This is a genomic window from Cryomorpha ignava (assembly GCF_010686655.1).
Lineage (GTDB): Bacteria > Bacteroidota > Bacteroidia > Flavobacteriales_D > Cryomorphaceae > Cryomorpha > Cryomorpha ignava.
Window position 1 is genome coordinate 81941 of sequence record NZ_JAAGVY010000006.1, and the last position, 13417, is coordinate 95357.

The following is a 13417-nucleotide window of genomic DNA, read 5'->3' on the forward strand; positions in this document are numbered from 1 at the left end:
TTATGCAAGGTACTGATAATCGGGTAGATCTTCCAAAAAATTAAGTTTTTTAGCAATCATATCCAGTTTGAGGTAATAATGCTGTAGGCCATTGGTTACTGCAAAATAAGGCACTTCCATTTCAGTATTGTAACGGGCTATTTGATAGAAAGTTTCGCGTGTAATTACTACTGTGGGGGCTTTGCATTCAATAAGCATAAGCGGAGCTCCATGCCGGTCTGCTACAAGTGCATCATAGCGCCCTTTTCTTTGGTGGTGGGCGACACCCCCTTCTATTTTAAACAATCCGGGAGGAAAACCCTTTTCTAAAATAAGAAATTGAATAAAATGTTGGCGAACCCATTCTTCGGGAGTTAGAATCAAGTATTTTCGCCGTACCGGATCAAAAATCTTATGTTTACCGGATTCTTCTTTGATCTTAAACGGATATGTTGGGAGATTTAATGCTTGCATTTAGCGCAAAATTAGTTCATTGCGGGCTAATAAGGAGAGATTGATATAGAAAATCTGATTTTGAAAAGACAATTCTGAAAATTGAAAAAAATATATATGAAGACAAAAAAAGATATAGTAGAGAATTGGCTACCGCGATATACAGGGGTTGAGCTTCACGAATTTGGAGATTATATTTTGCTTACCAATTTTGATAATTATGTAGAGCGATTTGCAGAGCTTCACAAAGTTGAAGTACGTGGCAAGGATAGGCCTATGATGAGTGCCCACACCGGCGACCTAAGCATAATAAACTTTAGTATGGGCAGTGCTATGGCCGCAACGATTATGGATCTACTCAGCGCTATAAAGCCAAAAGCGGTTTTATTTTTAGGAAAATGTGGCGGTCTAAAAAAGAAAAACAAAGTAGGCGATTTTATTTTGCCAATTGCTGCAATTCGCGGCGAGGGAACCAGCCATGATTATTTACCTGCAGAAATTCCGGCCTTGCCTTCGTTTATGCTTCAGCGTGCAGTTTCTACTACTATTCGCGATATGGGAATGGACTATTGGACGGGTACAGTTTACACCACCAACAGGCGGGTATGGGAACACGACGAGAAGTTTAAAAAATATTTGCGAAAAACGCGATGTATGGCCATTGATATGGAAACAGCTACTATTTTTGTAGTCGGATTTGCAAACAAAATTCCAACAGGTGCCATGCTTTTGGTTTCAGATCAACCAATGATTCCCGAAGGTGTAAAAACATCGGAAAGTGATAAAAAAGTATCGGGCGCTTATGTAGAAACACACTTAAAACTTGGAATCGGCGCTATGAAAGAAATTGCGATGGACGGCCGATCAGTAAAACACTTGAAATTTTAAATGTCACACACGAAAATACTCGCTGACCTAAAGCAGAAAAAATACGCTCCTGTTTATCTTTTTGATGGAGAAGAACCCTATTTTGTTGATCTTCTAAGCGATTATATTTCAAAAAATGTATTGAGCGAAGCCGAACAGGAATTCAATCAATCCATTCTATACGGGCAAGATGTGAGCCCCGAAGAAATTGTACCCATCGTTAAGCGCTATCCTATGATGGCCGAATATCAGGTGATAATTGTCCGTGAAGCTCAGAACTGGAGAAACTTTGAAGCTTTAGAATCGCTGGTTAAGAATCCGGTAAAGACCAGTATCCTGGTAATTAATATCAAAGGAAAAAAGCTGGATGGGCGAAGCAATTTTTCGAAACTGATAAAAAAACACGGAGTTTATTTTAATAGTCCTTTACTTAAGGACACGATGATTCCATCATGGATAAACAGTTACTGCGCCTCGCGAAAAATCGCGATTGAGCCGCAAGCGGTTGCTTTACTAAGTGAAAACATAGGGACCAATCTGAGCAACTTGATCAATGCACTCGAAAAGCTGGAAATTCTCGTTCCAAGAGGTGAGAATATAACCGCCGATTCTGTTTCAAAACACATTGGTATCAGCAAAGACTTCAATATTTTTGAACTTCAAAAGGCCATTGGACTGCGCAATGATTATAAGTCGCTTTTTATCGCCAATTATTACGCAAATAATCAAAAAGATCATCACGTAATAATGGTGGCTTCGGGCTTATACCGTTACTTTACTAAACTCATCACTTACCATTCGTTGGTGAAAGATACCGATAAGCAAAGTCTCGCAAAAGCCATGGGGATACATCCTTACTTTATGCCCGATTACCAGCAAGCCGCCCACAATTACAACTCAGGGCATATTGTTGCCATACTTGATATTCTTTACGACATAGACTTAAAGTCAAAAGGTGTAAAGGCCACAGGAAGTAATTCGGGCGAGCTGGTAAAAGAAATGGTAAGCAGAATATTACGTGCATAGCCATCATAGATTTACAGGAATTTAAGCTTTAGCGCTGCCATGTTAAATACAGTTTCCTGAAATAGCAGGTAGATTTTATGTTTACCTTAGCGGCCTTTTGAAATAAAAAGAATTACATGAAAGGAATTTTATTAGCCATTACACTTTGTTTATCAGCCCTTTCGGGGATATTTGCTCAGCCGGGAACTATTCGCGGATTTGTTTATGAAGAAGAATCAGGCGAAGCAGTAATTTTTACCAATGTTTATCTTGCCGGCACCTCGCTTGGCGCTTCTACTGATGTTAATGGCTATTTTTCTATCACCAACATTCCCGAAGGAGCTTATACTCTTGAAGTAAAATATTTGGGTTACGAAACTTTGCAAAAACAAGTTGACATTTCGGGCGATAGAATTATTACCGAAAAGCTCTTTCTCAAAAAATCGAGCATTCAAATGCAAGCGGTTGAAATTTCTGCTGAAAAGCAAGAAAAGCAAACCAATGTTACCATGTCGGTTACCAAAGCCACTCCCAAAGATATTAAAATGATCCCCACTATTGGTGGTACTGCCGATTTAGCACAGTACTTACAGGTTGTACCAGGGGTAATTTTTACAGGAGATCAAGGTGGACAGCTATACATTCGCGGAGGCTCTCCGGTTCAAAACAAAGTACTGCTTGACGGGATGACCATTTACAATCCCTTTCACAGCATTGGGTTGTTTTCCGTTTTTGACACAGAGCTTATCAGGAATGCCGATATTTATACCGGAGGTTTTGGAGCCGAGTACGGCGGCAGAATTTCTTCTGTTATGGACATTACCATGCGCGATGGCAACAAGCGTCGCTTTTCCGGAAAAGTAGGCGCCAGCACTTTTGGAGCAAATGTACTTTTAGAAGGCCCCATTAAGCGTCAAACAAATGAAGGGAAAAGTTCATCATCATTCGTTTTTTCAGCAAAGCATTCTTATCTTGATCAAAGTTCAAAGCTTCTTTACGACTATGTAGATGAAGACGGGCTTCCATTCAGCTTTACCGACCTTTATGGAAAAGTTTCCTTTAATGCCTCGACCGGTAGTAAATTCAGCCTTTTTGGCTTTAACTATACTGATGCTACAACATTTCAGGAAACCAGCAGCCTGGATTGGAACTCTACAGGTGGAGGGCTCAACTTTGTTCTTGTTCCCGAAGGCAGCCCCGTACTTGTAGAAGGACAATTTAATATAAGCGACTATAAGATAACGCTTTTAGAGCAAAATACCGCATCAAACGCCAACGATGCCAATGCAACACCAACCTTTCTAAGGCCGAGAACATCAGGCATAAACAGCTTTAACTTTGGAATTAACTTCAAATATTTTAGTGGTGACAACGAATTTAAATACGGAGTTGACATAACCGGATTTGGAACCGATCTTTCATTCTATACTGGGCTTGGTGAGCTCATTCAACAAGAAAAGAACAGTACAGAACTTGCGGGATTTGCAACCTATAAATTCAAGGTCAATAATCTGATTTTAGACTTGGGTTTCAGAGCGCAGTACTATTCTTCACTCCGCGTTTTCAAACCGGAACCTCGTATTGGAGTAAAGTATAATATCACCAAAGATTTCAGATTAAAAGCTGCTGGTGGGCTCTATTCTCAAAACCTGATTAGCACAACCTCCGACCGCGATATTGTAAGTCTCTTTTACGGATTTTTAGTAGCTCCCGAAGATATACAGAATGAGTTTTTGAAGGAAGACGGTACTGTGCGCGACGTTAATAATCCCTTGCAAACAGCGTATCACGTTATAGCAGGTGCAGAGTACGATTTAACAGATCGCATTAGTGTAAACTTAGAAGGGTATTACAAAAACTTCAATCAAATTACCAATATAAACAGGAATAAAATTTACAGCAAAAACGACCCTACTGCACCAGATATTCTGAAAAACGACTTTATAATTGAAAGCGGAGAGGCACGCGGTGTGGATTTCACCTTTAAATACGAAGATAAAAAGTATTATCTCTGGGCCGTGTACTCACTTGCCGATGTGGATAGGTGGGATGGCGTAAAATCTTACAATCCTATCTTTGACCGCCGACACAATATAAACCTACTGGCATCGCGTCGTTTTGGAAAACGACTTGACTGGGAGGTGAATTTCAGATGGAATTACGGAAGTGGTTTTCCATTTACTCAAAATCAGGGATTCTATCTGCGGGAAACGCTACAAGACGATATCAATACCGACATTACTGAATCAAATTCAAACAATGTAGAAATTCAATATGCCGGATTAAATCAGGGCAAACTTCCTGACTATAGCCGTCTTGACTTCACCGTTAAAAAGACCTTTGAATTTTCGGAGTACTCAAAGATCGAAGCGAGTATAAGCGTTACAAATGTTTACAACCGCGAAAATATTTTTTATGTTGATCGCGTAACGTCAGAGCGGATTAATCAACTGCCAATTCTACCGAGTTTCGGGTTTTTGTATAGTTTTTAATCGGTTTGATCGAAAAAAGCACTACTATTTTCACACTACGTTTCGGCGGATAGTGATTATTGCTAACTTTGTTCCCCGTAGTTACACTTTTTCAAATCTGCAATCATGGGTCACAAGACCAAGTATATTTTTGTAACTGGCGGCGTTACATCCTCATTAGGTAAAGGCATTATTTCCGCATCGCTGGCTAAACTTCTTCAGGGGCGAGGCTATTCTGTGACCATCCAAAAACTTGATCCGTATATCAATATTGATCCGGGAACGCTGAACCCATACGAACATGGCGAATGCTATGTAACTGAAGACGGTGCCGAAACCGATTTGGATTTGGGGCACTACGAGCGATTTTTAAATATCGACACCTCACAGAGTAACAATATTACCACCGGTCGCATTTACCAAAATGTTATAAATAAAGAACGACGCGGAGACTATCTCGGGAAAACCGTTCAGGTAGTACCTCATATTACTGATGAGATTAAACGCTGCATTCAAATACTTGGAAACACCCACGACTACGATTTTGTAATTACTGAAATTGGCGGAACTGTTGGCGATATTGAATCGCTGCCGTATGTGGAAACAGTGCGCCAGCTGAAATGGGAAATGGGAACAGATTGCATTGTTATTCATCTTACTCTAATCCCTTATTTGGCGGCAGCCGGAGAATTAAAAACCAAGCCAACACAGCACAGCGTAAAGCAATTGCTCGAGCTAGGCGTTCAACCCGATATTTTAGTTTGCCGAACGGAGCACGAACTCACCGAAGAACTGCGTCAAAAAATCGCAAAATTCTGTAACGTTGCCCCCGATGCTGTTATAGAATCTATTGACGCTGAAACCATTTACGACGTGCCTATCCTGATGCAGAATGAAGAGCTTGACAAGGTGGTTTTAGAAAAGCTGGGCCTAGACTCTTCCGGAGAAGCAGTACTTACCAAGTGGAATCAATTTCTGCAAAGGCATAAAAATCCAAAAACAACCATAAAAATTGGCTTGGTTGGGAAATACATTGAGCTGAAAGACTCTTATAAATCTATTATCGAGTCGTTTATTCACGCAGGTGCGCACAATGAAGTAAGCGTAGATTTGGTATGGCTGCACAGCGAGGAGATTAATAGCGAGAACGTCGCAGGGCATTTAAAGCCTTTAAAAGGATTGCTTGTAGCGCCAGGATTTGGCGAGCGTGGGATAGAAGGGAAAATTGAAGCGATAAAATACGCACGCGAAAATGAAATTCCATTTCTGGGTATTTGCCTCGGTATGCAATGTGCTGTAATAGAGTTTGCACGAAATGTATTGAACCTACCTGATGCGCATACTACTGAAATAAATCCCGATACTAAAGATAAGGTGATAGATATTATGGCCGATCAAAAAATGATAGAAGAGAAAGGCGGAACCATGCGCTTGGGAGCTTACAAATGTGCTATCAAACCCAATACTTTGGCCTCTAATATCTACGGCCAGTCTGTTATTTCAGAACGCCACCGCCACCGCTACGAATTTAATAATGCGTATAAAGACCGGTTCGAATCGCACGGTATGATTTCATCGGGAATTAACCCCGACACTGATTTGGTAGAAATCGTAGAGATTAGCGCGCACCCATGGTTTGTTGGGGTTCAATTTCACCCCGAATATAAAAGCACGGTAGCAAATCCACATCCGCTGTTTATTGATTTTGTAAAGGCAGCCGTTACGGTTAATGCCGAAATGGAGAAAGCTTAAAATCATTTTAGCCGTTTATCCAATAAACTTTGTCTGCTGCCGTCAAGCGGTTATCTTTGTCGCCTTAAATAATCAAGAATGGATAAGAATTCCGTCATAGGCCTGGTGCTTATAGGCTTGCTACTTGTAGCATACACCATATATCAGCGCCCTAGTGATGTCGAAATTGCAGAACAAAAGCGACTTCAAGACAGCATAACAGCAGTACAGACTCAAATAGAAGCAGATAAAACTGTTAATTCTTTCGAAAATACGCAAACGGAAGCTCCGGGTTTAGTTGACACTACAGAGGGTGATAGCCTAGGTGTGGCGGTTAAAAATGAGGCGCTTAAATTAAAGTACGGAGTGCTTGCCGGCTCATCTGAAGGAACTGCCAGCGATGTGGAAATAACCACCGAGCTTCTGAAAATAAAATTTAGCAATAAAGGTGGAGTACCTGTTCGCGCAGAGCTAAAGGATTTTACCTCTTATGACTCTCTTCCGCTTATCCTTTTTGACGAGACAACGGCCAATCTCGGCATGGAGTTTACCTATCCGTCTCTTGGTAATTTTAATACCCGCGATTTTTATTTTAAGTCAAATGCGGAAGATGAAAAGCTTAGCGGCGACGATGTTAAAGTACTGGTTTATGAGCTCACCCTCGGCGATGGCCGTAAAGTTGAAAACAGGTACACGATAAAAGGAAACAGCTACGACATTGGTTTCGAAACCAATTTGTACGATGCTGGTGGCGTTGTAACCTCTCCCAAAATAATTTGGGAAATGAGCTCCCTTCAAAATGAAAAAGGCATTGACATGGAGCGCAACAACTCCACCATTTTCTATAAAGAGCTTGATAATGGACGAGATTACCTAAGCGAAACCAGCGATGATACTGAAGAGATAGACGAAGAAAAATTGCAATGGCTTGCCTTTAAACAAGATTTCTTTTCGACAATATTAATTGGTAATGCTCCTTTCGGGAAAGGTAGCAAGCTTGAAAGCTACCCCTATCCTGAAGAAAATGACAGCCTGTCGCAATATTTTAAAGCCATTATTCCGCTTGAATCTAATGGATCTGGAACAGTGTTTAGTGCACAACTCTATATGGGGCCTAACGACTACAAGATTCTGAAAGAATACGGAATGGAGCTCGATAAGATTATAAACCTGGGCTGGGGAATCTTTGGTTGGGTTAACAAATACCTGGTTATTCCTATTTTCGACTGGCTAGGTTCCACCGGCTTATCTTATGGAATCATTATTTTGATACTCACCCTTATCATTAAAATGATTTTGATGCCACTTACGTGGAAAAACTATTTGAGCAGTGCCAAGATGCGCGTTCTAAAACCTGAAATTGAGGAGCTGAACGAAAAGCACAAGGATGCCGAGCCAATGAAAAAACAGCAGGCTACCATGGAGCTTTACCGCAAAACGGGTGTAAGCCCTTTTGCGGGTTGTATTCCAATGATTATTCAAATGCCGATTTTGTATGCCATGTTCCGGTTTTTTCCATCAAGCATTCAGCTACGCCACGAGCCTTTTCTCTGGGCAGATGACCTTTCGGCATACGATAGCATTGCCACCCTGCCTTTCAATATCCCAGCTTATGGCGATCATGTAAGTTTGTTTACGATTTTGATGTGTATCAGTACACTTATTTATACGGTGTACAACAGCAGTAATATGCCAACGCAGTCGCAGCCGGGAATGCCAAACATGAAAGTGATTATGTATATTTTCCCTTTCATGATGTTGTTTTTCTTCAACGGGTTTGCATCAGGATTGAGTTATTACTATTTCCTTGCTAACGTAATTTCAATCTTCCAGATGATTGCAATAAAGAAGTTCTTTATTGATGAAGACAAGATTAAATTGCAAATAGCAGAGAATAAGAAAAAGAAAGGCAAAAAAGGTAAGTCTAAATTTCAGCGAAAGCTGGAAGATATGGCTAAACAACGTGGGATGAACACTTAATTATGAGATTTATACTTTTTCTCGCGGTACTGGCAACGACCATTAGCTGCAAAAATCATAAAAACACCGGAACAGAAGTTTCCGAAACGGATAGCTCAACGACCGACACAGTGGTGGTTTTGGTTGAGACACCGGTAGAACCAAAAGATAGTCTGGTTATAGCATTTGATAAAACGCCTTGCTTTGGTCGATGTCCAACATATAAAGTTAAGGTATATGCAAGTGGATTTGCCATTTACGAAGGCATCAACTTTGCCGAAAAGATGGGTATGTATTCAACCCGATTTAAGCCTTCTCAAATCGAGAATATTTATCAATCTGCACTTGAAATAGGTTATTTTGATTTGAAGAATGAATACAATGATCCATTAATCTCGGATTTGCCATCTACCATTTCGCGGATAAATTACAAAGCAAATGACCACCGTATAATGGCACGATACAATGTGCCCGAGAAGCTTAAAATCTTTCACGACAACCTGGCGGTAACCTTGCTTGAAAAAGACTGGCAACCTTACAGCATCCGTTAAAACAGCTTCTGCTTGATATCAGATGAGTGCTCTGTCTGTCCCGAAGTACTCCTGTTTTTAGAAGATTGCCTTAAAAAAATAAAAAGCAGTAAAGCCACCGTAAATCAGCTTTAGCCCTGTGCTTAGTAAAAAGCCAATAAACGAACCTGTTGCGCTTTTCATGGCTCCCTTAAACTCTGTTTTGTTCACGAGCATTTCGCCCAGAAAAGCACCAATAAACGGGCCCAGAATAATGCCTACCGGTCCAAAAAACAAACCCACGATTAATCCAATCGTTGAGCCCATAACTCCCGCTTTTGAACCACCAAATCGTTTCGTTCCCCAAACGGGAATTAAGTAATCGAGCACCGAAACGACGATCATTACAGAAGCCATGACAACTAAAAAAGTGGTGGTATAGTTTGCATATTTCGAAAAGTGCAAAACCAGCAAACCCAGCCAGCACAATGGCGTTCCGGGCAAAACCGGGAGTACAGATCCAATGATTCCGATAAGAATAAGCAAACCGCTCAAGATGGCAAGTGTAATGTCCAAAAGTAGATCTTTAATTTTGGTAAATTTACTTTATTCAGCTAACTCTACAATTTATTATGATTTTCATAAACTCCCTACCCGCGTTCTCAATTCATTCCTTCCTATCGCATCTCGACCTGTTTTAGCAATACCCAGCCGGTTTGTTCATTTTAATAATCCATAAAAATTGATGACTTTTGCAGCTTATTCAGAATTAAAAAAATGAGCATTAATGCCATTACACCGATCGACGGTCGGTACGCTTCCAAAACAAGTAAACTCGTAGCTTACTTTTCAGAATACGCTCTGATAAAATTCAGAGTACAGGTTGAAATAGAATATTTTATCGCGCTTTCTGAAATTCCTTTAAAACAATTAAGCGGAATATCTAACAGCCAGAAAGAACAGCTTCGCGAGGTTTACCAGAATTTTTCGGAAGTTGACGCAGATCAGGTAAAGAAGTTTGAAAGCCAAACCAACCACGATGTAAAAGCTGTAGAATATCTGGTAAAAGAAAAAATCGCCGCTATGGGTCTTGAAAAATATTCGGAGTTTATTCACTTCGGACTTACTTCGCAAGACATTAATAACACTGCCGTACCACTTTCGATAAAATCATGCTTTGATGCCATTTATTTACCTGAACTGGAAAGTTTAACAAGTGAAATTGGCCGCTTGACAACCGAATGGCGCGACGTTCCGATGTTGGCCCGAACACATGGTCAGCCCGCCTCTCCTACTCGTCTGGGTAAAGAAATGCTTGTTTTTTACGAACGCCTTACAACTCAAATCAATCGACTAAAAGAAGTTCCGATTTCGGGAAAATTTGGGGGTGCAACCGGAAATTTTAACGCCCATTTTGTAGCCTTTCCCGAGATTGACTGGGTGGCTTTTGGCAACTCATTCTTGAGTGAAAAGCTGGGCATTGTGCGACAGCAAACCACCACACAAATAGAACATTACGACGAACTGGCTGCGAAATTTGATGCTATGCGTCGCATTAATACCATTCTGATAGATTTTGCAAGAGATATCTGGGCATATGTTTCCATGAATTATTTCAAGCAGTCCATCAAGGTGGGCGAAGTGGGTTCATCGGCTATGCCACACAAAGTAAACCCAATAGATTTTGAAAACGCAGAAGGAAATTTCGGATTGGCAAATGCGGTATTGAGCTTTCTTTCGGAAAAACTCCCTGTTTCGCGGTTACAACGCGACCTTACCGACAGTACCGTATTGCGAAACGTAGGTCTTCCTTTTGGATACGGACTTATTGCGCTCAAATCGCTTCAAAAAGGGATTGGCAAATTGCTACTAAATGAAGAAGCAATCCATCAAGATTTGGAAGATAACTGGAGCGTAGTTGCAGAAGCCATTCAAACTGTTTTGCGTCGCGAGGGCTATCCAAAACCATACGAAGCATTAAGAGATTTGACACGCACAAATGCTGTAATCAACAAAGATTCACTTCACAGTTTTATTGATACTTTAAAAGTAGACGAAAATGTGAAAACCGAATTGAAGAAAATAAGCCCGTACAACTACACAGGCATCCAATTGGTTAGCGAATGAAGAGTTTCGTTCAAATATTAAAACTCCTCAAAAACTACAAACCCCAGATCGCCGGGAATGTGTTTTTCAATATTCTCTCCACTATTTTCTCTATTTTTTCGCTTACCGCCGTTGCACCGTTTCTGACAATTCTCTTTGCTCCTGACGATATAGCACTTCCGGCAACAGTTCCCGAATTTAGTCTGGACAGCACAGATGTACTCGGGTTTATGAATTACCAATTCGCCTCATTCATTCATACTTATGGAAAGGAGCAAGCGCTGATTTACTTCTGTATATTTATTGTGATCATATTTTTCCTCAAAAATATAACAAGCTATTTTACGCTGTATTTTATTGCTCCGGTTCGCGTTGGTGTGGTGCGCGATTTGCGGGAATCAATGCATAGAAAATTGCTTTTCCTCCATTTGGGATATTACAGCGACGAACGAAAAGGCGATTTGATTTCACGCGCTACCAGCGATGTTAACGAAGTTGAAAACTCAATTATCTCGTCGCTTGAAATGGTTTTTCGAGATCCCATTTTAATCATTGCCTATTTATCGACAATGATTTTTATGAACTGGAAGCTCACCATTTTTGTTTTGGTGCTTTTGCCTTTAAGCGGAATCTTCATCTCGAAAATCGGGAAAAGCTTAAAGGGGGCTTCCAATCAAGGGCAATCTAAGCTTGGCGAAGTGCTTTCCGTGTTTGAAGAATCGCTAAGCGGAATGCGCATTATACAGGCTTTTAATGCTCAAGATAATACTCAAAAGCGATTTGATACGACCAATAATGCATATCATCGCTTAATGGTAAAGCTATACCGCAAGCAATATCTGGCGAGTCCGCTTACAGAAATATTGAGTTCTATTACCCTTGCAGTTCTAATTTACTACGGTGGTTTGCTGGTATTTGAGGCGAGTAAGGAAGGATTTACAGGAGCTTTCTTTGTAACGTTTATCGTCATTTTCTCGCAGATTATAGCTCCGGCCAAATCTTTTAGCCAGGCTTACTTTAAAATTCAAAAAGGGATAGCATCTGTAGAGCGGATCAATAAAGTTCTTCATGCCGAGGAACTTATTCGGGAACCAAAAAACCCTATTCACCTGAAGGAGTTTAAAGATGATTTGCGCTTTGAGAACATCCGTTTTAAATACGGAAACAACGAAGTGATTTCGGGTATAAACCTCAACATAAAAAAGGGTGAAAAAATTGCTTTGGTTGGGCCTTCCGGAGGTGGGAAAAGTACCATTGCCAATCTGGTACCGCGTTTTTATGATGTATCAGCAGGGCGCATAGCCATTGACGGTGTAGACATAAAAGAGATACCGCTAAAAGAACTCCGCGATTTGTTTGGAGTGGTTACTCAAGAGTCGATTTTGTTTAACGATACCATTGCCAACAACATTCGCCTGTCGCGACCAGAGGCTACTGATGCACAGGTTTATGAAGCGGCAAAAATTGCCAATGCCTACGATTTTATTTCTGCATTTGAATTGGGATTTGAAACCAATGTAGGCGACAGCGGAAATAAACTAAGTGGCGGACAAAAGCAACGCATAAGTATCGCGCGTGCCGTCCTAAAAAATCCTCCATTTTTAATTTTAGATGAGGCTACTTCTGCACTTGACACTGAATCTGAAAGGCTTGTGCAGGATGCGATTAACAAGCTAATGGAAAACCGTACTTCTCTGGTTATCGCGCATAGATTATCAACCATTCAGCACGCCGATAAAATTGTGGTTTTGGAAGGTGGCAAAATAAGCGAAATGGGCAGGCACGAAGAATTATTGCAGCGCGGAGGTACCTATAAAAAGCTATTCGACTTGCAATCTTTTCAATGAATGGCCTCTTGAGTTTTTTCGTTGCGACGTTCTTCCCGGGCACGTCTCTTTCCATCATTAAACGCAACAGCGTCTGCACGATATTTCACAAACATGTGAATCCACATGGAGCGCGATAAACGATAAAGCACCGGCATAAGGATCAACAATACTGAAATGCCAACTACCAAAAACAGCACGGCATCGTCGAAAAATGAGAAGGAAATAATACCCAGAGCATCAAACGTCACCAAAGCCACAAAAACAGCGACCCAAAGAGCAACCGTAAGCCCGTAGCTAACATAAGCTGCACCGTAATAGTAGCCAGGCTCGCGACCAAAATCCTCTCCGCAATGGGTGCACCTTGGGTTCATATCGGCCATGCCTTTTTTGTAAGCCGATTTGGTTTTGAAAAGATCTCCTTCATGGCAGCGCGGACAAGTCATTGCCACCATGGAGTAAAATTTTGAGTTTTTAAATCCCATCGCTATTATTGATTTGCAAAAGTACG

General features: G+C 40.9%; 11 protein-coding genes. 8 read left to right on the top strand and 3 right to left on the bottom strand.

The window, feature by feature from the left end:
• Positions 1-453, bottom strand: a complete 453-nt coding sequence (locus G3O08_RS05145; protein WP_163283607.1) for a type I restriction enzyme HsdR N-terminal domain-containing protein — start codon at positions 451-453, stop codon at positions 1-3.
• A 96-nt stretch (positions 454-549) separates the two neighbouring features.
• Here G3O08_RS05145 and G3O08_RS05150 point away from each other — a divergent pair, with 96 nt between their 5' ends.
• The 6 genes from G3O08_RS05150 to G3O08_RS05175 all read left to right on the top strand — a co-directional run bounded on the left by G3O08_RS05150 (position 550) and on the right by G3O08_RS05175 (position 9016).
• A complete protein-coding gene (locus G3O08_RS05150) occupies positions 550-1320 on the top strand; it encodes an AMP nucleosidase (RefSeq protein WP_163283608.1) in 771 nt (256 codons plus the stop codon).
• Complete coding sequence (gene holA, locus G3O08_RS05155; RefSeq protein ID WP_163283609.1) at positions 1321-2325, top strand: DNA polymerase III subunit delta; 1005 nt, start codon at positions 1321-1323, stop codon at positions 2323-2325.
• Positions 2326-2441: 116 nt separating this feature from the next.
• Positions 2442-4796 carry a TonB-dependent receptor gene (locus G3O08_RS05160; RefSeq protein ID WP_163283610.1) on the top strand — a complete coding sequence of 785 codons (2355 nt, stop codon included), beginning with the start codon at positions 2442-2444 and terminating at the stop codon, positions 4794-4796.
• Positions 4797-4901: 105 nt separating this feature from the next.
• Complete coding sequence (locus G3O08_RS05165) at positions 4902-6527, top strand: CTP synthase (RefSeq protein ID WP_163283611.1); 1626 nt, start codon at positions 4902-4904, stop codon at positions 6525-6527.
• 78 nt (positions 6528-6605) lie between these two features.
• Positions 6606-8486, top strand: a complete 1881-nt coding sequence (gene yidC, locus G3O08_RS05170) for a membrane protein insertase YidC (RefSeq protein ID WP_163283612.1) — start codon at positions 6606-6608, stop codon at positions 8484-8486.
• Positions 8487-8488: 2 nt separating this feature from the next.
• Entirely contained in the window at positions 8489-9016 is a 528-nt protein-coding gene (locus G3O08_RS05175; protein WP_163283613.1) for a DUF6438 domain-containing protein, read from the top strand.
• 57 nt (positions 9017-9073) lie between these two features.
• On the opposite strand, the gene G3O08_RS05180 is transcribed toward G3O08_RS05175, so the two are convergent.
• On the bottom strand, positions 9074-9550 hold the full coding sequence (locus G3O08_RS05180; protein ID WP_163283614.1) for a DUF456 domain-containing protein: 477 nt from the start codon (positions 9548-9550) through the stop codon (positions 9074-9076).
• Positions 9551-9751: 201 nt separating this feature from the next.
• On the opposite strand from G3O08_RS05180, the gene purB reads away from it, so the two are divergent.
• Together purB and G3O08_RS05190 are read left to right on the top strand one after the other, a co-directional pair.
• Positions 9752-11101: an adenylosuccinate lyase gene (gene purB / locus G3O08_RS05185; RefSeq protein ID WP_163283615.1), complete on the top strand. Its 1350-nt coding sequence runs from the start codon at positions 9752-9754 to the stop codon at positions 11099-11101.
• Positions 11098-12927, top strand: coding sequence for an ABC transporter ATP-binding protein (locus tag G3O08_RS05190; RefSeq protein WP_163283616.1), 1830 nt, complete (start codon positions 11098-11100; stop codon positions 12925-12927). Before purB ends, G3O08_RS05190 begins: the two co-directional genes overlap by 4 nt.
• Here G3O08_RS05190 and G3O08_RS05195 read toward each other — a convergent pair.
• On the bottom strand, positions 12921-13391 hold the full coding sequence (locus G3O08_RS05195; RefSeq protein ID WP_163283617.1) for a DUF983 domain-containing protein: 471 nt from the start codon (positions 13389-13391) through the stop codon (positions 12921-12923). The genes G3O08_RS05190 and G3O08_RS05195 overlap by 7 nt on opposite strands.
• Positions 13392-13417: the final 26 nt, after the last annotated feature.